Here is a 20,532-nt window from a genome sequence, read left to right as displayed (position 1 = left end):
GAAGGTCGCTTCGCACGATCTGCACATGGCAGCGCCGGTGCACAACCCAACGGTGATCCGCGAGTACGACGCAGCGGACCACCCAGGGCGGGATTACCGGACCACGCCCGGGACGTCGGTCCGGGCGACGCTGGCCGGTGTGGTCCTGCAAGTGCGGGGCGAGCTGGTCGTCGTCGAGACGAACGCGATCCAGCACCTTTACCGGCCGTTGTCCGGTCCCACGGTCAGCGAGGGGGAGACCGTGGAGACCGGTGAGGTGCTCGGCGCAGCCGCCGGCTCGCATCTGCACTACGAGGAGCGGGGCGACGGCGTCCGGAAGCCTCAGTTCGATCTGCACACCAACGCCCGGATGCGGGTGGTGGCGCCAGGTGAGTCGGCCGTGGAGGGAGCCGCCGAGCCGCCTGGCGCTACCGTGCACCCGTGATCGCCACTCCGTTCGCCACCGCACGCCTCCAGGCCCTGCCGCTCCGCGTCGAGTACGCCGAGCCGATGGCCGCCGTCCTCGCGGACCCTGCGCTCTACACCTTCACCGGCGGCGAACCGCCGTCCGTCGACCAGCTGACCGCCCGCTACGAGCGTCAGGTCGCCGGCTCACCGACCGAGCAATGGCTCAACTGGGTCCTCCGGACCGAGGAGCTGGTCGGCTACGTCCAGGCCACCGTCAGCACGGACGGCGCGGCGGAGATCGCCTGGGTGGTCGGCACCGCCTGGCAGGGGCACGGCTACGCCAAGGAGGCCGCTCAGGGCCTCGTCACCTGGCTGAACGCCCAGGGCGTCGAGCGGATCACCGCCACCATTCACCCCGACCACCACGCCTCGGCGGCCGTCGCCACCGCGGTGGGACTCACCCGGACGGACACCCTTGTCGACGGCGAGTACCTCTGGACATGAGAACGGGCCCGGTCGACCAGCGACCGGGCCCGCTCCACAAGACTTCAGACCGGGCGGACGTTCTCCGCCTGCGGGCCCTTCTGGCCCTGGGTCAGGTCGAACTCGACGCGCTGGTTCTCGTCCAGGGTCTTGAAGCCCTGGGTGTTGATCGCCGAGTAGTGCACGAAGACGTCGGCGCCGCCGCCGTCCTGGGAGATGAAGCCGAAGCCCTTCTCGCCGTTGAACCACTTCACTGTTCCGCTGGCCATGATGTACCGCTCTCTGATGGGTAATGAGATGTCGGTTGCCGTCAATCCGGCCCGGAACGAGAAAAACGCCCTGCGGATCACAAATCCGCGGGCGTCAAGAACGAACGAGGAACTGCAAAACTGCAACCGCTGGTAACCGTAGCACAACCCGCCGCAGCTCGGGGCCGGCGATCCGGCGAGCGCTTGCCGCCGGTGTGATCTTGACCGCATCCGGGCTCACGCCTACTGTATCCCGTATACAAAACCACGGAAGGTGGGATCGATGCCGTCTGCCCGATTCGCCGTCAACTGCTCGATCCTGTTCACCGAGCTGCCGTTGCTGGAGCGGCCCGCGGCAGCCAAGGCGGCCGGTTTCGAGGCCGTGGAGTTCTGGTGGCCGTTCGACACGCACCTGCCCGGCGACGCCGAGGTGGACGCGTTCGAGCGCGCGATCCGGGACGCCGGCGTCCAGCTGATCGGGCTGAACTTCGCCGCCGGCGACATGCCGGGCGGTGACCGCGGCCTGGTCTCGTGGCCGCAGCGGGCGCTGGAGTTCCGCGACAACATCCCGGTCACGCTGGGCATCGGCGAGCGGCTCGGCTGCCGGGCGTTCAACGCCCTGTACGGCAACCGGGCCGAGGGGTTCAGCGCGGCGGCCCAGGACGAGCTGGCCGTGGCGAACCTCGCGCTCGCGGCCACCGCGGCGGCCGACTTCGGCGGCGTCGTCCTGGTCGAGCCCGTCAGCGGCGCCGACCGCTATCCGCTCCGGACGGCGGCCGACGTCGTCCAGGTCATCGAGCGCGTCGAGGCCGAATCCGGCGTCACCAGCCTCGGGCTGCTCCTCGACCTCTACCACCTGACCGTCAACGGGGACGACGTGAGTACGGCGATCGCGACGTACGCGGACCGGATCGCGCACGTCCAGCTCGCCGACGCCCCCGGCCGGAACGAACCCGGCACCGGGAAGATCCCCGTCGACCAGCACCTCGCCGAGCTCGCCACCGCGGGCTACGCGGGCTGGATCGCCCTGGAGTACAAGCCGTCCGGCAGTACCGCGGAGAGCTTCGACTGGATCCGCTGAGCCTGAGACGCGCTCTGACACCGCAGTACCGCTCGTTCCTGTTCGATTGGAGCTGGTATGCCCCGAATGACCGCTGCCCGCGCCGCGGTGGAGATCCTCCGCCTCGAAGGCGTCACCCACCTCTTCGGCCTGCCCGGAGCGGCCATCAACCCGTTCTACGCCGCCGTCCGCGCCCAGGGCGAGTTGCGGCACGTCCTCGCCCGGCACGTCGAGGGCGCCTCGCACATGGCCGAGGGGTACACCCGGGCCCGGGCCGGCAATCTCGGCGTCTGTGTCGGTACGTCGGGGCCGGCCGGCACCGACATGATCACCGGCCTGTACTCCGCGAGCGCCGACTCGATCCCGATCCTCTGCATCACCGGCCAGGCGCCGGTCGCCAAGCTGCACAAGGAGGATTTCCAGGCCGTCGACATCACGTCGATCGCGGAGCCGGTGACGAAATGGTCGGTGACCGTACTGGAGGCGGCTCAGGTCCCCGGTGCGTTCCAGAAGGCCTTCCAGATCATGCGTTCCGGCCGTCCCGGGCCGGTGCTGATCGACCTGCCGCTCGACGTCCAGCTGACCGAGATCGACTTCGATCCGGAGCTCTACACACCGTTGCCGGTGGCAACACCCCGGGCCAGCGTCGCGCAGGCGAAGGCCGTGCTGCAGTTGCTCGCGCAGGCGGAGCGGCCGCTGATCGTGGCCGGTGGCGGCATCGTGAACGCCGATGCGGCGGACCTGCTGGTCGAGTTCGCCGAGCTGACCAACGTGCCGGTCGTGCCGACGCTGATGGGCTGGGGGACGATTCCCGACGACCACCGGCTGATGGCCGGGATGGTCGGCCTGCAGACCTCGCACCGCTACGGCAACGAGACGATGCTGGCCGCCGACCTGGTGATCGGGATCGGCAACCGCTGGGCGAACCGGCACACCGGCGGGCTCGACGTCTATCGCGAGGGCCGCAAGTTCGTCCACATCGACATCGAGCCGACGCAGATCGGCCGAGTCTTCGCGCCGGACCTCGGGATCGTCTCCGACGCCAAGGCTGCGCTCGAGGTGCTGCTGCACGTCGCCCGGCAGCAGACGCCGCTCGACGACCGCTCGGAGTGGGCCGCGGCCTGTCGCGATCGCAAGGCGCGGCTGCGGCGGCGTACCGATTTCGACAACGTCCCGATCAAGCCGCAGCGCGTCTACCAGGAGATGAACAACGCCTTCGGGCCGGAGACGCGGTACGTGAGCACGATCGGTTTGTCGCAGATCCAGGCCGCGCAGATGCTGCACGTCTACCGGCCGCGGCACTGGATCAACGCGGGTCAGGCCGGTCCGCTGGGGTGGACCGGCCCGGCCGCGCTCGGCGTCGCCGTCGCCGACCCGGACACGCCGGTCGTCGCGCTGTCCGGCGACTACGACTTCCAGTTCCTGATCGAGGAGCTGGCGGTCGGGGCGCAGTTCAACATCCCCTACATCCACGTCGTGGTGAACAACGCCTACCTCGGCCTGATCCGGCAGGCGCAGCGCAACTTCGACATGGACTTCTGCGTCCAGCTCGCCTTCGACAACATCAACACCCCGGAGCTGGCCGGGTACGGCGTCGACCACGTCAAGGTGGCCGAAGGCCTGGGCTGCAAGGCCGTCCGGGTCTTCGAACCCGACGGGATCCAGCCGGCCCTGGACGAGGCCAAGAAGCTGCTCGCCGAGTTCCGCGTCCCGGTGATCGTCGAGGTGATCCTGGAGCGCGTCACGAATGTTGCCATGGGCACCGAGATCTCCAATGTCGTGGAGTTCGAGGAGCTCACCGACGTCCGGCACCCGGTCCCGACCGCCTCCGGCCCGAGGGAGTGACGATGAAGGTCGCGGTTCTCGGCGCCGGAGCGATCGGCGCGTACGTCGGCGCCGCGCTGCATCGGGGTGGCACGGAGGTGCACCTGATCGCGCGCGGCGCGCACCTGGAGGCGATCCGGCGCGACGGCGTCCGGGTGCTCAGCCCGCGCGGCGACTTCGAGGCGCGGACGCCGGCCACGGACGATCCGGCCGAGGTCGGGCCGGTCGACTACGTCTTCCTCGGTCTGAAGGCCAACTCCTACGCGTCGTCCGGCCCGTTGCTGGCGCCGCTGCTGCACGACAAGACGGTGGTGATCGCCGCGCAGAACGGCATCCCGTGGTGGTACTTCCACAAACTCCACGGCCCGTACGAGGGACGCCGGATCGAGTCCGTCGACCCGGACGGCTCGGTCACCCGGGTGATCGACCTGGACCGCGCCGTCGGCTGCGTCGTCTACTGCTCGACCGAGCTGGAGGGCCCCGGCCTGGTCCGGCATCTGGAGGGCACGCGATTCTCGATCGGCGAGCCCGGCGGGGGAGTGTCCGCGCGGTGTACGGCGTTCAGCGACGCGATGATCGCGGGCGGGCTGAAATGCCCGGTCGAGGACGACATCCGCAAGGACATCTGGATCAAGCTGCTCGGCAACGCGGCGTTCAACCCGATCAGCGCGCTGGCCCGGGCGACGATGGTCGAGATCGCCACCCATCAGGGCACCCGGGCGATGATCCGGCTGATGATGGAGGAGTCGCTGGAGATCGCGGCCGCGGTCGGCTGCCGGCCGGAGATCTCGGTCGACAAGCGGATCGACGGCGCCGAGCGGGTCGGCGAGCACAAGACCTCGATGCTCCAGGACCTCGAGAAGGACAAGCCGCTCGAGCTCGACGTGATCCTCGCGGCGGTCGTCGAGCTGGCCGAGCTGACCGGGACGCCGGCGCCCACGCTACGCGCCGTCCACGCGGTCGCGGATCTGCTCGCCAGCAAGATCGGCACGCCCGCCTGAGCCCAGGTGGGTCCGGCGTACAGCGACCGTCGGACCCACCTGTTTCCACTTCTCATGGCCCCGAGCCGGTCGTAGTGTTCACGTCAACACGCGCCGGATCGGGGGGAGCGGATGGAGAGACCACGGCGAGGGCCTTCGATGGCGGACGTCGCCGCGCTGGCGGGCGTCTCCGGCCAGACCGTCTCCCGGGTCGCGAACAACCGGACGAACGTCGACGCGACCACGCGGGCCCGGGTCCGGGCCGCGATGCGCGAGCTGGGCTACCGCCCGAACGGCGCCGCCCGCGCGCTGCGCAGCGGAGCGTTCCACGGGATCGGCGTGATCGTCTTCGAACTCTCGACCTTCGGTACGACGCGGACGCTGGACGCGATCGCCACCGCCGCCACCGAGCGCGGGTACGCCGTCAACCTGATGCCCGTCCTGGACATCAACCAGCGCGCGGTCACCGCCGCGTTCAACCGGCTCAGCGCGCAGGCCGTCGACGGCGTGATCATCCTGATCGAGGCGTATCTGCTCGACGAGGCCGGCGTCCAGCTCCCGCACGGCCTGCCGGTCGTGGTCGTCGACTCCAGCGCGCATTACGACTACCCGGTCGTCGACACCGATCAGTTCCAGGGTGCGAGCCAGGCGACCGGCCATCTGCTCGACCTCGGTCATCGCACGGTCTGGCACGTGGGCGGCCCGGTCACGTCGTACCCGGCGGCGCACCGGCGTCGGGGCTGGGAGCAGACACTGTTCGACCATCGCCGCGAAGTCCCGCCGGTTCTCTTCGGCGATTGGACGGCGCCGTCCGGCTACGAAGCCGGCCGTCGGCTGGCCGCCGACCCCGCGGTGACCGCCATCTTCGCGGCCAACGACCAGATGGCCCTCGGCGTCCTCCGGGCCCTGCACGAGGCCGGCCGCGCCGTCCCCGGCGAGGTCAGCGTCGTCGGCTTCGACGATATGGAGGAGTCGGCCCACTTCTGGCCACCCCTCACCACCATCCGCCAGTCCTTCAGCGCGCTCGGGCAGCACTCCGTTGAGTCGCTCCTCGAAGCCATCGCCGCCGGCGGACCCCAGTCGGCGCCGATCTCGGTGCCGACCCAGCTCATCGTCCGCGCGAGCACCGGACACAAGAACGGGTAGTAGTGGCCGCGGCGGCCGATTGCGCGCCCGCCGTGAGCGTGGCCGCCGGCTGCCGCGCCGACTACTACCCGTTGCTTGGTTCAGCGACCGGACAGCTCTTCGACGACCTTGAGCAGGGCGGAGTGGTCGAGGGAGCCGTGGCCTTGGGCCCGGGCGGCGGCGACGAGTTGGGCGACGATGCCGGTGACGGGGAGGGCGACGCCGGCTGAGCGGGCGGCGTTCTGGGCGATGCCCATGTCCTTGTGGTGCAGGTCGATCCGGAAGCCGGGCTCGAACTGCCGGGCGATCATCGAGGTCGCCTTGAGGTCGAGGATCCGGTTGCCGGCCAGGCCGCCGGCGAGGACTTCGAGACCGCGAGTGCTGTCGACGTCGGAGGCCTCCAGCAGCACGATCGCCTCGGCGACCAGGCTGATGATGCCCGCGACCATGAGCTGGTTCGCGGCCTTCACCGTCTGACCGGCGCCGTGCGGCCCGACGTGCACAATCGTCCGGCCGAGTGCGTCGAAGATCGGCTGCGCTGTCGCGAAGTCCTCCGGCGAGCCGCCGACCATGATCGACAGCGAGGCCTTGATTGCCCCTTGCTCACCACCGCTCACCGGCGCATCCAGCACCCGGACGCCGCGCTCCGCGCCCGCGGCCGCGACGGCCCGCGACGTCTCCGGCGCGATCGAGCTCATGTCGATCAGCAACGCGCCCGGCTCCACCGCCGAAAGCACGCCGCCCGGCTCCAGCACTACCTCCACCACCTGCGGTGAGTCCGGCAGCATGGTGATCACGACCTCGGCCCCCGCAACAGCCGACGCGATATCGGACGCCGGCTTGCCACCCGCCTGCGCCAGCCGATCCACGGACGCCGGGACGACGTCGTACCCGGCCACCGAATGCCCCGCGGCGATCAGGTTCGCCGCCATGTGCGAGCCCATGATCCCCAGTCCGATGAATCCGATCGCGGTCATACGGCAACCTCCGCGTGCAGGACCGCGCGGAGCAGTTCGGCGGTCTCGGTCGGGGTCTTGCCGACCTTCACGCCGGCTGCTTCCAGCGCCTCCTGCTTGGCGGCCGCCGTCCCGGACGAGCCGGACACGATCGCGCCCGCGTGGCCCATCGTCTTACCCTCCGGGGCGGTGAATCCGGCCACGTAACCGACGACCGGCTTGGTGACATGCTCGGCGATAAAGGCCGCGGCCCGCTCTTCGGCGTCGCCGCCGATCTCGCCGATCATGACGATGGCGTCGGTGTCCGGGTCGTCCTGGAAGGCGCGCAGCGCGTCGATGTGCGTCGTCCCGATGATCGGATCGCCGCCGATGCCGATCGCGGTGGAGAAGCCGAAGTCCCGCAGCTCGTACATCATCTGGTAGGTCAGCGTGCCGGACTTCGAGACCAGCCCGATCCGGCCGGGCCCGGCGATGTCGGCCGGGATGATGCCGGCGTTCGCCTGGCCGGGGCTGATGATGCCCGGGCAGTTCGGCCCGATCACCCGGACGCCCGCGGCCTCGGCGTGCGCGAAGAACGCGGCCGTGTCGTGGACCGGTACGCCCTCGGTGATCACCACCACCAGCGGGATCCCGGCGTCCACCGCCTCGATCACCGCGCCCTTGGTGAACTTCGGCGGGACGAACACCACCGACACGTCGGCCCCCGTCGCCGCCACGGCGTCCGCGCAGGATCCGTAGACCGGGATCGAGCGCTTCGCGAAGTCGACCGACTGGCCGCCCTTGCCCGGCGTGACGCCGCCGACGATATCGGTGCCGGCGGCAAGCATCCGGCTGGTGTGCTTCTGTCCCTCGGCGCCGGTCATCCCCTGTACGACGACCCGGCTCTTCTCGGTCAGGAAGATCGCCATCTGTTCGATCCCTTCAGTTCTGAGCGGCCAGCTCGGCGGCGCGCGCGGCGGCGCCGTCCATCGTGTCGACCACGGTGACCAGCGGATGATTGGCGTCGCTGAGGATCCGGCGACCTTCGGCGACGTTGTTCCCGTCGAGCCGGACGACGAGCGGTTTGTCGGCCTGCTTGCCGAGTAGCGCGAGCGCCTGGACGATCCCGTTCGAGACGGCGTCGCAGGCGGTGATCCCGCCGAAGACGTTGACGAAAACACTGCGTACCTGCGAGTCGCCGAGAATGATCCCGAGCCCGTTGGCCATCACCTCGGCCGAGGCGCCGCCGCCGATGTCGAGGAAGTTCGCCGGCTTCACGCCGTACTGCTCACCGGCGTAGGCGACGACGTCCAGCGTCGACATCACCAGCCCGGCGCCGTTCCCGATGATGCCGACCTGGCCGTCGAGCTTCACGTAGTTGAGGCCCTTGTCGTGCGCCGCCGCCTCCAGCGGGTCCGCGGACGCGCGGTCCTCGAAGGACGCGTGATCGGCGTGCCGGTAGGCCGCGCTGTCGTCGAGCGTCACCTTCCCGTCCAGCGCCTCCAGTGATCCGTCGGCCAGCTTCACCAGCGGGTTCACCTCGACCAGCGTCGCGTCTTCGGCGACGAACACGTCCCACAGCTTGCGGACGACGTCCTCCGCACTGGCCGGGAACCCGGCCGCGGCCACGATCTCGGCCGCCTTCGCGTCGTCGACGCCGACCGCCGGATCGATGGCGATCTTCGCGATCGCGTCCGGGTTGGTGTGCGCGACCTCTTCGATCTCGACGCCGCCCTCGGTACTCGCGATGCACAGGTACTCGCGGTTGGTCCGGTCGACCAGGAACGAGAAGTAGTACTCCTCGGCGATCGCCGCCGCCGGTGCGAGCAGCACCCGGTGGACGGTGTGCCCCTTGATGTCCATCCCGAGGATCTCGCCGGCCCTGGCGGTCGCCTCCTCGGGGGACGCGGCCAGCTTGACGCCGCCGGCCTTGCCGCGGCCGCCGGTCTTCACCTGCGCTTTCACCACCACGCGCCCGCCCAGCTCGGCGGCGGCCGCGGCCGCGTCGGCCGGATCCTCGATCACCCGGCCGAGCGTCACCGGTACGCCGTGCCGGGCGAACAGCTCTTTGGCTTGGTACTCCATCAGGTCCACGGGGGAGTCCTCCGATCGTCTACGGTCGCATGGCGACTGTATGCGGTATGCAATCTGGTCACAAGAGCCAGTCGCAACACGCCAGCTCTGGACAACCGGCGGCGGAGAGGAGTACCACAGATCTCATACGGTATGCAGTAGCCATGGGAGGCGATATGAATCACGTGACGCCCCGGGATGTACGTGATGTCTACGGCCGGCGCTACCGGATCGGCGAGGAGGCTCAGGACCTCACCGGTCACTCGCGGCGCTGGCAGCTGTGGGCGGCCTGGGCCTGCATGATCGCGATCAGCCCGTTGCAGTACTCGTTCGGCACGGCCGCCCTTGGCCTGCAGTCGGATCGCGGCTGGGGTCCAGTGCAAACCCTGTGGCTGCTGGCGATCTTCGTCGCCTGCCAGGCTCTGGTCGCGGTCCCGGCCGGCTGGCTCCAGCGCGTACGCCGAGCCACGCCGACCCAGCTCGTCGTCCTCGGCGGCGTCCTCTCGGCGATCGGCCTCGCGACGCTCGCACACGCGGACAGCTATGTCGTCGTCGTCCTCGGCTATGCGCTGGTGGGCGGCACCGGCGCCGGTGTTGTGTACGCCGCGTGCATCACCACCGCGGCCCGTTGGTTCCCGGATCGCCGGACGGGGACGATCGGTTTCGTCACCGGCGGTTTCGCGATCGGCGCCGTCCCGAGTATCGCGTTGCTGACGCTCGCGGATTCGCCGGGGAGCCGGCGGCTCGTCTTCGATCTGGCTGCGATCGTCGCCGTCCTGGTGACCGCGGTCGGCGGCGGGTTGCTGAAGGATCCGCCTCGGCATTGGTGGCCCGCGGACCTGGATGCCCAGGTTTGGGCGGTCGACCGCAAGCTCAACCGGAGCATCCCGCACAACGCGCCCGCCGTTCGGCACTACCGACCGGCCGAGGCGATGCGGACCGGCGCACTCCCGCTGATGTGGATGATGCTCGCGATCAGCGCGGCGCTCTCGCTGTTCGGGATCGCGTTCGTGGTCAGCTATGCGGTCTCGACCGGGCTCGGCGTGGTCGTGGCCGGCTTCGCCGCCGGATTGCTTGCCGCAGTCAACGGTCTTGGCCGCTCGTTCGCGGGTAATCTCTCCGACCGGTTCGGACGCCGACGCGTGCTGGCCGCGGTCTTGATGGTGGAGAGCTTCACCCATGTCGGGCTGGTCGTCGCCGGTGAGGCGGGTGCGGGCTGGGCGTTCGTGATCTGCGCGATGTTCGCCGGCCTCGGCGGCGGCGCGTTCTACGCGATCATGGCCAATCTCGTCCTCGAGTTCTTCGGCGAGAACAGTCTCGTCCAGAACCAGGCGATCCTGTACTCCGCCAAGGCGGTCGGTGGTCTGGTCGGCGTCGGGGTGGCGGCTTCGGTGATCGCCGCGGTCGGCTACCGCCCGTTGTTCCTGGGTGCGGGGTTGCTCGGCGTCCTCGCGGCCTTGAGCGTGCGGCTGCTGAAACAACCTGGGCGACCCGCGCTGTCGGTCCGCCGTCAGTTGGGTACGCCGGTTGCCGGGTCGAACGAGTGAGTGAGTACGGGCGCGTCCGGCGGCCCGACCCCTGTGTGATGGAGCTGGTGTCGAAGCTGGCCCGGGAGCCGTGGACGGATCGGCCGACTTGCGTGCATCCGACCCTGAGCGCGGCGGCCCGGGCCGTTCACGACCACTCCAGCTCGGCCGGACGCCGGGCGCTCGTCCCGCTGGCGCCGAAGTTCATCAACACTGCCCGGCCGGGGCTGGATGTGTCGGCGCGGATGGTGGCGCTCTGCGTCTCCACCGCGCTGACCACCGGCGAGCTGACGAGTGACGAGAGCGCCCGGATGCATCGAGCGCACGAGACCGCGCTCCATCTGCTGACCGGCCAGGGAGCGGCACGCTGGTGGCTGCCGCTCCTCGACCGGTTCGGCTGGAGCGAGCCCTTCTATCGCACGTTCGTCGCGACCGAACAGGTCGCGGAAGCAGTCGCGGTCACCGCCCGCCATGCGAACGGTGACCGCGACCGAAAACTCAGAAACCTGCTGAAACAGTGCCTTTCGGCTCACGGCGCCCTGCGGCCCGGGGCTCCGACGCCCTCGTGATCGACGTCTCCGACGCCCCACAGGCCGTGGTCGCGGTCGTCCTCGGGGATCACCATCAGCTCGCCGCGGCGGGGGAGCCGGACCTGCTCCTCCAGGCGCCGCAGATCCGTCGTGCAGCGCTCGAGATCGTCCTGCAGTCGCAGGACGTCGAGATGCGGGCCGAGGTGATTCCGCAACGAGACAAGGGATTTCTCGAGGGCCAGCAGGGCGGTCCGGGTCCGTTGCAGCTCTTCGTGGATGGTCATTGAAGCCTCCCTCTGGACAACCACCGTGGCCTGGGTTAAGACTACGACTACCACATACGGTATGCAATCTACATTCAAGTAAAGCCGCACCCCGGCCCTTCCGAGGAGATGACTGCAGATGGCGCAGACAGTGTCGGAGACCCAACCCGTCGCAGAGGTGAAGGAGCCGGAGACCATCTCGGGCGGTCACCTGGTCGCCAAGGCCCTGAAGGCCGAGGGAGTCGAGGTGATCTTCACCCTCTGCGGTGGGCACATCATCGACATCTACGACGGTTGCGTCGACGAGGGCATCGCGGTGGTCGACGTCCGGCACGAGCAGGTCGCCGCGCACGCGGCCGACGGCTACGCGCGGATCACCGGTAAGCCCGGCTGCGCGGTCGTCACCGCCGGCCCCGGTACCACCAACGCCGTCACCGGCGTCGCGAACGCGTTCCGGGCCGAGAGCCCGATGCTGCTGATCGGCGGCCAGGGCGCGCTGAACCAGCACAAGATGGGGTCCCTGCAGGACCTGCCGCACGTCGACATGATGACGCCGATCACCAAGTTCGCCGCGACCGTGCCGCACACCGCGCGGGCCGCCGACATGGTCTCGATGGCGTTCCGCGAGTCCTTCAACGGCGCGCTCGGCCCGTCGTTCCTGGAGATCCCGCGCGACATCCTGGACAACTCGGTCCCGGTGGAGTCCGCGACGATCCCGGAGTCCGGGCACTACCGGGCCTCGACCAAGAGCATCGGCGACCCGGCGGCCATCGAGGCGCTGGCCGACCTGCTGGTCCGGGCCGAGAAGCCGGTCGTCCTGCTCGGCGGCCAGGTCTGGACGTCGCGGGGCTCGGACGCCGCCACCGAGTTCGTCCGGGCGCTCGACGTCCCGGCGTTCATGAACGGCGCCGCCCGCGGCACGCTGCCGCCCGGCGACCCGCACCACTTCCACCTGTCCCGGCGCTACGGGTTCAACAACGCCGACCTGATCCTGATCGTCGGTACGCCGTTCGACTTCCGGATGGGCTACGGCCGCCGGCTGCCGAAGTCGGCGACCGTCGTCCAGATCGACATGGACTACCGGACCGTCGGTAAGAACCGGGACGTCGACCTCGGTCTGGTCGGCGACCCGGGTGCGATCCTGGCCGCGGTCACCCAGGCCGCGTCGGGCCGGCTCGCCAAGGCCGACCGCAAGGCCTGGTTCAAGGAGCTGCGCGCGGAGGAGGAGGCGGCGTACCAGAAGCGGCTGCCGCGCCAGCTGTCCGACGCGAACCCGATCCACCCGCTGCGGCTGGCGCACGAGATCAACGAGTTCCTCACCGAGGACTCGATCTACATCGGCGACGGCGGCGACATCGTCACCTTCTCCGGCGGCGTCGTCCAGCCCAAGTCACCCGGCCACTGGATGGACCCGGGCCCGCTCGGCACCCTCGGCGTCGGCATCCCGTTCGTCCTCGCGGCCAAGTACGCGCGGCCGGACAAGGAGGTCGTCGCGCTGTTCGGCGACGGCGCCTTCTCGATGACCGGCTGGGACTTCGAGACGCTGGTCCGCTTCAAGCTCCCGTTCGTCGGGGTGATCGGCAACAACTCCTCGATGAACCAGATCCGCTACGGCCAGGAGGCCAAGTACGGCCACGACCGCGGCCGGATCGGCAACACCCTCGGCGACGTCAAGTACGACGAGTTCGCGCGGCACCTCGGCGGTTACGGCGAGGAGGTCCGCGACCCCAAGGACATCAGGCCGGCCATGCAGCGCGCCCGCGAGTCCGGCCTGCCGTCGCTGATCAACGTCTGGGTCGACCCGGACGCGTACGCCCCCGGAACCATGAACCAGACGATGTACAAGTAGGGGAGACCGCCCATGAGTAAAGCTCTCGACGGTGTTCGCGTCCTCGACATGACGCACGTCCAGTCCGGACCTTCGTGCACCCAGCTCCTCGCCTGGCTCGGCGCCGACGTGATCAAACTCGAGGCGCCGACCGGAGACATCACCCGCCAGCAGCTGCGCGACCTCCCCGATGTCGACAGCCTCTACTTCACGATGCTGAACTGCAACAAGCGCAGCATCACGCTGAACATGAAGTCCGACCGCGGCAAGGAGATCTTCACCGACCTGGTGAAGAACTCCGACGTCCTGGTGGAGAACTTCGCGCCCGGCGCGATCGACCGGATGGGCTTCACCTGGGAGCGGCTGCAGGAGCTCAACCCCGAGCTGATCTTCGCCTCGATCAAGGGCTTCGGTCCGGGCCGCTACGAGAACTTCAAGGCCTACGAGGTGGTCGCCCAGGCCATGGGCGGCGCGATGAGTACGACGGGGTTCGAGGAGGGCCCGCCGACCGCGACCGGCGCCCAGATCGGCGACTCCGGGACCGGGATCCACCTGGTCGCCGGCATCCTCGCCGCGCTCTACCAGCGCACCCACAGCGGTAAGGGTCAGCGCGTCTCGGTCGCCATGCAGGAGGCCGTGCTGAACCTGACCCGGGTCAAGCTGCGCGACCAGCAGCGGCTCGCGCACGGCCCGCTCAAGGAGTACCCGAACGACAACTTCGGCACCGAGGTGCCTCGCTCGGGGAACGCGTCCGGCGGCGGTCAGCCGGGCTGGGCAGTCCGGACGGCGCCGGGCGGGCCGAACGACTACATCTACGTGATCGTCCAGCCGCCCGGCTGGGCCCCGATCGCGGAGCTGATCGGCAAACCCGAGCTGGCCGAGGATCCGGACTGGGCCACTCCGGTCGCGCGCCTGGACAAGCTGGACAAGATGTTCGCGCTGATCGAGCAGTGGACCGAGCAGCACACCAAGTTCGAGGTGATGGACAAGCTCAACGCGCTGAACGTGCCGTGCGGGCCGATCATGTCCACCCGCGAGCTGATCGAGGACGAGACGCTCGCCGCGCTCGGCGCGGTCGTCGAGGTCGAGCACCCGCAGCGCGGGTCGTTCAAGACCGTCGGCTGCCCGATCAAGCTGTCCGACTCCGCCGTCGACATCGAGACCTCACCCGGGCTCGGTGAGCACAACTCCGCCGTCTACGGATCGCTCGGGATCGACACCGCCGAGCTCTCCGAACTCAAGGCCGCCGGCGTCGTCTGACGCCACTTCTCCCGAATTGGAGTGCATGGCATGACCTATGACAAGGCAGCAGTCCGAACCATCCTCGACCAGGCTCTGGCGGACGGCCGCACCTCGCTGAGCGCGCCCGAGGCCAAGCAGGTCGCGGACGCGTACGGCATCCCGACGCCGGGTGAGGGGCTGGCCACGACTGCCGAGGGAGCAGCCGGTCTCGCGGCCGAGATCGGCTTCCCGGTCGTCCTCAAGATCTCCTCGCCGGACATCCTGCACAAGACCGACGCCGGCGGCGTGATCGTCGGCGTCGACAGCGAGGCGGCGGCGCGGGCGGCGTACGAGCAGATCATCGCGAACGCCAAGGCGTACAAGGCCGACGCGGACATCACCGGCGTCCAGGTGCAGAAGATGCTGGTCACCGGCGGTGACGTCCAGGAGGTGATCGTCGGCGCGGTGACGGATCAGACCTTCGGGAAGGTGGTCGCCTTCGGTCTCGGCGGCGTCCTGGTCGAGGTGCTGAAGGACGTCACCTTCCGGCTCGCGCCGCTGAACGACGCCGAGGCGCGCGAGATGATCGACGGGATCAACGCGCACGAGATGCTCGAAGGTGTCCGCGGCGCGAAGCCGGTGGACAAGGACGCGCTCGGCGACCTGGTCAAGCGGCTGTCCGACCTGGTCACCGATTTCCCGGAGTTCGCCGAGGTGGACCTGAACCCGGTGCTCGCCGGGCCGGCCGGCGCCACCGCCGTCGACTTCCGGATCATCGTGGACGCCGAGGCCGGCAAGGAGGTCGAGCGGTACAGCCAGGAGGAGATCCTGACCGCGATGACGCGGATCATGAAACCGCGCGCGGTGGCCGTGATCGGGGCGTCCAACGAGGACGGCAAGATCGGCAACTCGGTGATGAAGAACCTGGTCAACGGCGGGTACGCCGGGGACATCTACCCGATCAACCCCAAGGGCGGCGAGGTCCTCGGGCTGAAGGCCTTCCCGTCGATCCTGGACGTCCCGGGCGACGTGGACGTCGCGGTGTTCGCCGTCCCGGCCAAGTTCGTCGGCGGGGCGCTCGAGCAGTGCGGTGAGAAGGGCGTGGCGGGCGCGATCCTGATCCCGTCCGGGTTCGCCGAGACCGGTGAGCACGAGCTCCAGGACGAGGTCGTCGCGATCGCCCGCAAACACAACGTCCGGATCCTCGGGCCGAACATCTACGGCTACTACTACCTGCCGGAGAGCCTCTGCGCGACGTTCTGCACGCCGTACGACGTCCGCGGCTCGGTAGCGCTCTCATCACAGTCGGGCGGAATCGGGATGGCGATCCTCGGGTTCAGCCGATCGAGCCGGATGGGCGTCTCCGCGATCGTTGGGGTAGGCAACAAGGCCGACATCGACGAGGATGACCTCCTGACGTTCTTCGAGAACGACGACAACACCAACCTGATCGCCATGCACCTTGAGGATCTCAAAGACGGCCGGGCGTTCGCCGAGACGGCGGCGCGGGTCTCCAAGAAGAAGCCGGTCGTCGTGCTGAAGGCCGGCCGCACCGACCTGGGTGCGCGGGCCGCCAGCTCGCACACCGGCGCCCTGGCCGGCAACGACAAGGTGTACGACGACATCCTGCGCCAGAGCGGCGTCGTCCGGGCCCCGGGCCTGAACGAGATGCTCCAGTACGCCCGGGGGATCCCGCTGCTACCGACCCCGAAGGGTGAGAACGTCGTCATCATCACCGGCGCGGGCGGCTCCGGCGTCCTGCTCTCGGACGCCTGCGTGGACGCCGGGCTGACGCTGATGGACATCCCTGACGACCTGGACGCCGCCTTCCGCAAGTTCATCCCGCCCTTCGGGGCGGCCGGCAACCCGGTCGACATCACCGGCGGCGAACCGCCGTCGACGTACCGGAACACGATCGCGCTCGGTCTGACCGACGAGCGGATCCATGCGCTGATCCTGGGTTACTGGCACACGATCGTGACACCGCCGATGGTGTTCGCGAAGCTGGTCGCCGAGGTGGTCGAGGAGTACCGGGCCCAGGGCATCGACAAACCCGTCGTCGCATCGCTGTCGGGTGACGTCGAGGTCGAGGAGGCCGCCCAGTACCTGTTCGAGCACGGCGTGGTCGCCTATCCGTACACCACCGAGACACCGGTCCAGGTGCTCGGCGCCAAGTACCGCTGGGCCCGCAACGCGGGACCGCTCGGAGCCTGAGGAGGGATGAGACCAGCGGGGGTTTCCATCAGCTGCCTGGCGTCGATCTAAGGAGTCCGCCTTGGACGTCACAAGCAAGACCTCAGAAGTACCCGAAGAACCGGCCGCGGCGGCCGTGACCGAGAAGGTCTGGAAGGCCGGCCGGCTGGAACCGATGCCGATCCGGAAACTGCCGGACGCGCCGCCGTCCATCCACATCCTCGGCCCGACCGTGTTCCTGGTCGCGCTGGGCGTGGGGATGGGTGAGTCGTACATGTGGCCGCGGCTGGTGCTGGTCTTCGGACCGGACATCCGCTGGCTGTTCATGGTCGGCGTCACGCTGCAGGCGTTCGTCCTGCTGGAGATGGCCCGGTACGCGATGGCGACCGGGGAGAGCATCTTCTTCGGCGCCGCCCGGATCTTCAAACCGTTGATGTGGTTCTTCTACGTCGCGGCGATCCTGATCTACATGTGGCCCGGCCACCTGTCGGCCGGCGCCGCCGCGTTCGAGGAAGTGACCGGAATACCCTGGCAGATCACCGCGTGCGTGGCTCTGGTGTTCGTCGGTGTGCTGTTCAGTCTGCTCTCGGTCATCTACAACTTCCTGGAGAAGCTGCTCGGTCTGCTGATCGGCTTCCTGGTCGTCGGGACGTCGGTGATCGCGGCGATCGTCGGCAGCTGGGACGACCTGGCCAAGACCGTCTCCGGGATGTTCGCGGTCGGTTTCCTCCCGCAGGAGGCGATGACGGCGGCCTGGTTCCCGGTCGTGGTCGGCTCGATCGCGTTCGCGGGCCCGTCCGGGATGCAGCAGATGTGGTACACGCTGCAACTGCGGGACTCCGGCGCCGGCATGGGCGCCCACATCCCGAAGATCCGCGGGCTGCGGTCGGCCGGCGAGGCGGAGTCGATGCCGTCGCGCGGGTTCATGTTCGACACCGAGGACCCGGCGGAGATGGCCAAGTGGAAGGGCTGGCGCAAGTGGGTGACGTTCGACGCGCTGCTGCTCTTCTGGGGAATCACGATGCTGGTGACGATCTCGTTCACCGTGCTGGCCATGTCGGCGGCCCGGACGAACCCGAACGTCGCCTCGCTGATCGAGGGCGGTGACCGGGAAGCGGCGCTGAAGGCGATGTCGGACGCGTTCGCCTCGGCCGGTTCGCCGATCCTGGGCACGCTGTTCTTCGCGTTCATCGCGCTGATCGGCCTGAACGCGACCCTCGGCCTGTTCGACTCGTTCTCCCGCGGCCAGGCGGACATGACGTACTACTTCGTGCCCGGCGCGAAGCGGTTCTCGATGTCGCGGCTGTACGCCGGGTTCCTGTGGGGTGTCATCGTCTTCGGCATCCTGATCCTGCTGTTCGGCCCGGCCGACGGCCCGGCCGGCATCCTGGACACGCTCGCCTTCTTGTCGACGTTCGCGATGGGCGCCTACTGCATCGTGTTGCTCCTGGTGAACAACAAGCTGCTGCCCAAGAAGATCCGCCCCGGCCCGGTGCGGAACGTGATCATCGGCTTCGGCGCGGTGTTCTACCTGGGCATGTTGTTCTACTGCCTCTTCCGCTTCGGCGTGGCAGTGGGCTGACATGGCGGAGCTGAAGCAACTCGCGGAGTTCTGCGCTCCGGCCGCGACGGTGGGCGTCGCGGCCGGGGTGGTCGCCGGCATCCTCGGCTCGATCGCCGGGCAGCCGCTCGGCACGGCGGTCGTGACCGGCTTCGGTCTCGGCGTCCCGCTGATGCTGTTCGGCGCCGGGTACGCCGTCCTGATGGCCTTCGGCAAAGTCCCCGCCGGAGTGTTCGCGCCGGCGGCGGTCTACTGGGTGATCGCGTTCCCACTCGCCCTGATGGCGCACGCGATCGTCACCGAGTGGGCGATCGCGGGCAGCCCCGGCCTCCCGCCGGAGCCCTGGAAGTTCCTCGCCTTCCGGGCCCTGATCAGTATGGGCTTCGCGATCGGCTTCCTCTGGATGCACGAACAACTGGGCCGCCACTGGTGGCCCCGCATCCTGCCCCACAACGAGTACGCCCGCCGTACCGTCGAGCAGTACGCCCACCTCGCCGCCGCCCTGGAGGCCCGCAAAGCCGCCACCGGCCGCACCCGCAAGAAGCGCGTCGCCTGACGCCGTTCCCCCTGCCGTGTGCCCGCAGACCCCTCCCGGTCTGCGGGCATACGTCAGTTCTCGTAGGTGATCGTGCGGAGGACCTTGGCGGGGGCGCCGGCGGCGATGGAGAAGGGCGGGATGTCGTGGGTGACGACGCTGTTGGCGCCGATGACGCAGCGCTCGCCGATCGTGACACCGCTGGTGACGACGACGTTGGCGCCGAGCCAGACGTTGTCGCCGAGGCGGGTGGGGCCCTTGGAGGTGAAGCCCTGCCAGGGGACCGGGCGGTCGGGGTCGTCGAAGCGGTGGTTGGAGTCGGTGACGAAACAGCCGTTGGCGAGCATGCAGTGCGCGCCGATCTCGACCTCGTCGAGGGCGGCGACCATGACGGCGATGTTCAGGTAGGTGCCCTCGCCGATCCGGATCTTGGCGTCGTCGCCGACGGTGATCCAGACATTGGGCTCGAGGTGCGCGTGGGCGCCGATCTCGAGCCGGCCGTCCCGCAGCGCCTCCAGGACGTTGCCCTGCAGCGGCCAGCGGGCGAACGCTTCGCGGCGCATCAGCTCCCAGTGGATCCGCGCGCGGTTCCAGGGCAGCGAGTTGCGCTCGTACCAGCGCCACTTCTGCACCCAGAGCTTGAGCTTCACCTACGGCGTACGGCGTCGGCGGCGCGGACCCTCCGGCTCGGCCGCGGTCTCGGTCGGCCCTTGCTCGGCGCGCAGGTCGTGGTACGCCTTGCGGGTGTGCTCGGTGTGCTCACGCATGATCTGCGCCGACTTGTCCTCGTCGCCCTCGGAGATCGCCTTGACGAGCCGGCTGTGCTCACGCCACGAGGCCGCGCCGCGGACGGGCGCCAGCGGCGTGTAGTACCAGCGGACGCGACGGTCGACCTGGGCCGCGAAGTCCATCAGGAAGCGGTTCCCCGACATCTGCGTGATGAAGCTGTGCAGCTCGCCGTTCGTCCGGACGGCGCCGTCGGTGTCACCGGACTCGTGGAACGCCGTCCCGACCTTGCACAGCTCCTTGAGCTTGGCCAGGTCCTCCTTGGTCGCATGCCGCGCCGCCAGGCGGGCGGACTCCGACTCCAGGGCCGCGCGGGCCGCGAGCAGCTGGTCGACCTCGTCCTCGGCGGGCACATGCACCATCGCGCCGAAGCCGGGCCGCAGATCCACCCAGCCTTCGTTGTTCAGCCGCTGCAGGGCCTCGCGGACGGGCTGCCGGGAGACGCCGAGCATGCCGGCCAGCTCCACCTCGACGAGATGCCGGCCGCGCTCCAGCGTGCCGTCGATGATCATCTCGGTGAGCGCCTCGTAGACCGACTCACGCAATGGCTGCGGCCGCTTCACGTGCCGCACTCCGGCCGGTTCGGTCCCCGCCCCTTGGCCTGCGCTGATCGTGGTCATGAGGTCCTTCCCGGTTCTCGCTGTGACACCTCTGGAGCAACAGCATGGCACTTGGTAGACAGTCTACCAAGTGCCATGACCGTACATAGTGTTTCTTCGCAGCCTCGGGCCGGTCGGGCCGGTCGCTTACGCGGCCGACTCGCCGGCGTGCCGCTTCTCGTCCGTCTCGGTCAGTTGGGCGAGCTCGGCGTCCAGGTCCACGGGGGTGTTCAGCTCATGCTGCAGCTCCGGGGCATCCGGGAACTGCGGGCGCGCCGCCAGAGCACCGAACCTACGGGTGAAAATCATTGCTTTCCTTCCTGCTCCCGGGGGAGCTTTTTTGAATTCTGGCTTCTGTATACATTCAACCAGGCG

The 20,532-nt window shown here is 69.2% G+C and carries 21 protein-coding genes; 13 read left to right on the top strand and 8 right to left on the bottom strand.

What is annotated here, in order from left to right:
* Positions 1–25 precede the first annotated feature (25 nt).
* Positions 26–424: a M23 family metallopeptidase gene (locus ACZ6ZD_RS21170; RefSeq protein ID WP_465674595.1), complete on the top strand. Its 399-nt coding sequence runs from the start codon at positions 26–28 to the stop codon at positions 422–424.
* Positions 421–891, top strand: a complete 471-nt coding sequence (locus tag ACZ6ZD_RS21165) for a GNAT family N-acetyltransferase (protein WP_465674593.1) — start codon at positions 421–423, stop codon at positions 889–891. The genes ACZ6ZD_RS21170 and ACZ6ZD_RS21165 overlap by 4 nt, the downstream gene beginning before the upstream one ends.
* A 44-nt stretch (positions 892–935) precedes the next feature.
* On the opposite strand, the gene ACZ6ZD_RS21160 is transcribed toward ACZ6ZD_RS21165, so the two are convergent.
* Positions 936–1,139: a cold-shock protein gene (locus ACZ6ZD_RS21160; RefSeq protein ID WP_171671343.1), complete on the bottom strand. Its 204-nt coding sequence runs from the start codon at positions 1,137–1,139 to the stop codon at positions 936–938.
* A gap of 262 nt (positions 1,140–1,401) precedes the next feature.
* On the opposite strand from ACZ6ZD_RS21160, the gene ACZ6ZD_RS21155 reads away from it, so the two are divergent.
* From ACZ6ZD_RS21155 to ACZ6ZD_RS21140, 4 genes are all read left to right on the top strand, one after another.
* Positions 1,402–2,199 (top strand): hydroxypyruvate isomerase family protein, encoded by a 798-nt coding sequence (locus ACZ6ZD_RS21155; protein ID WP_465674591.1) that lies wholly within the window; start codon positions 1,402–1,404, stop codon positions 2,197–2,199.
* A gap of 57 nt (positions 2,200–2,256) precedes the next feature.
* Entirely contained in the window at positions 2,257–4,023 is a 1,767-nt protein-coding gene (gene gcl, locus ACZ6ZD_RS21150) for a glyoxylate carboligase (RefSeq protein WP_465674589.1), read from the top strand.
* A 2-nt stretch (positions 4,024–4,025) separates the two neighbouring features.
* A complete protein-coding gene (locus ACZ6ZD_RS21145) occupies positions 4,026–5,003 on the top strand; it encodes a 2-dehydropantoate 2-reductase (RefSeq protein ID WP_465674587.1) in 978 nt (325 codons plus the stop codon).
* 138 nt (positions 5,004–5,141) lie between these two features.
* Entirely contained in the window at positions 5,142–6,128 is a 987-nt protein-coding gene (locus ACZ6ZD_RS21140) for a LacI family DNA-binding transcriptional regulator (RefSeq protein WP_465674585.1), read from the top strand.
* Positions 6,129–6,208: 80 nt separating this feature from the next.
* On the opposite strand, the gene ACZ6ZD_RS21135 is transcribed toward ACZ6ZD_RS21140, so the two are convergent.
* Genes ACZ6ZD_RS21135 through sucC form a run of 3 tightly spaced genes read right to left on the bottom strand, consistent with a single transcriptional unit; the run spans position 6,209 to position 9,136 of the window.
* On the bottom strand, positions 6,209–7,084 hold the full coding sequence (locus ACZ6ZD_RS21135; protein WP_465674583.1) for a 2-hydroxy-3-oxopropionate reductase: 876 nt from the start codon (positions 7,082–7,084) through the stop codon (positions 6,209–6,211).
* Positions 7,081–7,971 (bottom strand): succinate--CoA ligase subunit alpha, encoded by an 891-nt coding sequence (gene sucD / locus ACZ6ZD_RS21130; RefSeq protein ID WP_465674581.1) that lies wholly within the window; start codon positions 7,969–7,971, stop codon positions 7,081–7,083. Before sucD ends, ACZ6ZD_RS21135 begins: the two co-directional genes overlap by 4 nt.
* A gap of 13 nt (positions 7,972–7,984) precedes the next feature.
* A complete protein-coding gene (sucC, locus tag ACZ6ZD_RS21125; protein WP_465674579.1) occupies positions 7,985–9,136 on the bottom strand; it encodes an ADP-forming succinate--CoA ligase subunit beta in 1,152 nt (383 codons plus the stop codon).
* 155 nt (positions 9,137–9,291) lie between these two features.
* Here sucC and ACZ6ZD_RS21120 point away from each other — a divergent pair, with 155 nt between their 5' ends.
* Positions 9,292–10,662 carry an OFA family MFS transporter gene (locus ACZ6ZD_RS21120; RefSeq protein WP_465674577.1) on the top strand — a complete coding sequence of 457 codons (1,371 nt, stop codon included), beginning with the start codon at positions 9,292–9,294 and terminating at the stop codon, positions 10,660–10,662.
* Positions 10,659–11,210 carry a hypothetical protein gene (locus tag ACZ6ZD_RS21115; protein WP_465674575.1) on the top strand — a complete coding sequence of 184 codons (552 nt, stop codon included), beginning with the start codon at positions 10,659–10,661 and terminating at the stop codon, positions 11,208–11,210. The genes ACZ6ZD_RS21120 and ACZ6ZD_RS21115 overlap by 4 nt, the downstream gene beginning before the upstream one ends.
* On the opposite strand, the gene ACZ6ZD_RS21110 is transcribed toward ACZ6ZD_RS21115, so the two are convergent.
* Positions 11,171–11,455, bottom strand: a complete 285-nt coding sequence (locus ACZ6ZD_RS21110; protein WP_465674573.1) for a hypothetical protein — start codon at positions 11,453–11,455, stop codon at positions 11,171–11,173. The genes ACZ6ZD_RS21115 and ACZ6ZD_RS21110 overlap by 40 nt on opposite strands.
* A gap of 118 nt (positions 11,456–11,573) precedes the next feature.
* Between ACZ6ZD_RS21110 and ACZ6ZD_RS21105 the strand changes: the two genes are divergently transcribed.
* The 5 genes from ACZ6ZD_RS21105 to ACZ6ZD_RS21085 all read left to right on the top strand — a co-directional run bounded on the left by ACZ6ZD_RS21105 (position 11,574) and on the right by ACZ6ZD_RS21085 (position 18,793).
* On the top strand, positions 11,574–13,283 hold the full coding sequence (locus tag ACZ6ZD_RS21105; protein ID WP_465674571.1) for a thiamine pyrophosphate-binding protein: 1,710 nt from the start codon (positions 11,574–11,576) through the stop codon (positions 13,281–13,283).
* Positions 13,284–13,295: 12 nt separating this feature from the next.
* Positions 13,296–14,522: a formyl-CoA transferase gene (frc, locus tag ACZ6ZD_RS21100; RefSeq protein WP_465674569.1), complete on the top strand. Its 1,227-nt coding sequence runs from the start codon at positions 13,296–13,298 to the stop codon at positions 14,520–14,522.
* 30 nt (positions 14,523–14,552) lie between these two features.
* Positions 14,553–16,697: an acetate--CoA ligase family protein gene (locus ACZ6ZD_RS21095; protein ID WP_465674567.1), complete on the top strand. Its 2,145-nt coding sequence runs from the start codon at positions 14,553–14,555 to the stop codon at positions 16,695–16,697.
* Positions 16,698–16,758: 61 nt separating this feature from the next.
* A complete protein-coding gene (locus tag ACZ6ZD_RS21090; RefSeq protein WP_465674565.1) occupies positions 16,759–18,258 on the top strand; it encodes an Nramp family divalent metal transporter in 1,500 nt (499 codons plus the stop codon).
* 1 nt (position 18,259) lies between these two features.
* Positions 18,260–18,793: a hypothetical protein gene (locus ACZ6ZD_RS21085; protein WP_465674563.1), complete on the top strand. Its 534-nt coding sequence runs from the start codon at positions 18,260–18,262 to the stop codon at positions 18,791–18,793.
* 53 nt (positions 18,794–18,846) lie between these two features.
* On the opposite strand, the gene ACZ6ZD_RS21080 is transcribed toward ACZ6ZD_RS21085, so the two are convergent.
* From ACZ6ZD_RS21080 to ACZ6ZD_RS21070, 3 genes are all read right to left on the bottom strand, one after another.
* A complete protein-coding gene (locus ACZ6ZD_RS21080) occupies positions 18,847–19,422 on the bottom strand; it encodes an acyltransferase (protein ID WP_465674561.1) in 576 nt (191 codons plus the stop codon).
* Positions 19,423–20,178 (bottom strand): GntR family transcriptional regulator, encoded by a 756-nt coding sequence (locus tag ACZ6ZD_RS21075; RefSeq protein WP_465674559.1) that lies wholly within the window; start codon positions 20,176–20,178, stop codon positions 19,423–19,425.
* A 126-nt stretch (positions 20,179–20,304) separates the two neighbouring features.
* Complete coding sequence (locus ACZ6ZD_RS21070) at positions 20,305–20,466, bottom strand: hypothetical protein (RefSeq protein WP_465674557.1); 162 nt, start codon at positions 20,464–20,466, stop codon at positions 20,305–20,307.
* Between the last annotated feature and the right edge of the window lie 66 nt (positions 20,467–20,532).

The organism is Kribbella sp. NPDC104218 (assembly GCF_055584105.1).
Note: the sequence above shows the minus strand (reverse complement) of the source record. Positions and strands in the feature narration are given on the sequence as shown.

Coding starts and splice junctions, on each gene's coding strand:
- ACZ6ZD_RS21170 (WP_465674595.1), top strand. CDS start 26: ATGGCAGCGCCGGTGCACAACCCAACGGTGATCCGCGAGTACGACGCA.
- ACZ6ZD_RS21160 (WP_171671343.1), bottom strand. CDS start 1,139: ATGGCCAGCGGAACAGTGAAGTGGTTCAACGGCGAGAAGGGCTTCGGC.
- ACZ6ZD_RS21155 (WP_465674591.1), top strand. CDS start 1,402: ATGCCGTCTGCCCGATTCGCCGTCAACTGCTCGATCCTGTTCACCGAG.
- gcl (WP_465674589.1), top strand. CDS start 2,257: ATGCCCCGAATGACCGCTGCCCGCGCCGCGGTGGAGATCCTCCGCCTC.
- ACZ6ZD_RS21145 (WP_465674587.1), top strand. CDS start 4,026: ATGAAGGTCGCGGTTCTCGGCGCCGGAGCGATCGGCGCGTACGTCGGC.
- ACZ6ZD_RS21140 (WP_465674585.1), top strand. CDS start 5,142: ATGGCGGACGTCGCCGCGCTGGCGGGCGTCTCCGGCCAGACCGTCTCC.
- ACZ6ZD_RS21135 (WP_465674583.1), bottom strand. CDS start 7,084: ATGACCGCGATCGGATTCATCGGACTGGGGATCATGGGCTCGCACATG.
- sucD (WP_465674581.1), bottom strand. CDS start 7,971: ATGGCGATCTTCCTGACCGAGAAGAGCCGGGTCGTCGTACAGGGGATG.
- ACZ6ZD_RS21120 (WP_465674577.1), top strand. CDS start 9,292: ATGAATCACGTGACGCCCCGGGATGTACGTGATGTCTACGGCCGGCGC.
- ACZ6ZD_RS21110 (WP_465674573.1), bottom strand. CDS start 11,455: ATGACCATCCACGAAGAGCTGCAACGGACCCGGACCGCCCTGCTGGCC.
- ACZ6ZD_RS21105 (WP_465674571.1), top strand. CDS start 11,574: ATGGCGCAGACAGTGTCGGAGACCCAACCCGTCGCAGAGGTGAAGGAG.
- frc (WP_465674569.1), top strand. CDS start 13,296: ATGAGTAAAGCTCTCGACGGTGTTCGCGTCCTCGACATGACGCACGTC.
- ACZ6ZD_RS21095 (WP_465674567.1), top strand. CDS start 14,553: ATGACCTATGACAAGGCAGCAGTCCGAACCATCCTCGACCAGGCTCTG.
- ACZ6ZD_RS21085 (WP_465674563.1), top strand. CDS start 18,260: ATGGCGGAGCTGAAGCAACTCGCGGAGTTCTGCGCTCCGGCCGCGACG.
- ACZ6ZD_RS21075 (WP_465674559.1), bottom strand. CDS start 20,178: ATGACCACGATCAGCGCAGGCCAAGGGGCGGGGACCGAACCGGCCGGA.
- ACZ6ZD_RS21070 (WP_465674557.1), bottom strand. CDS start 20,466: ATGATTTTCACCCGTAGGTTCGGTGCTCTGGCGGCGCGCCCGCAGTTC.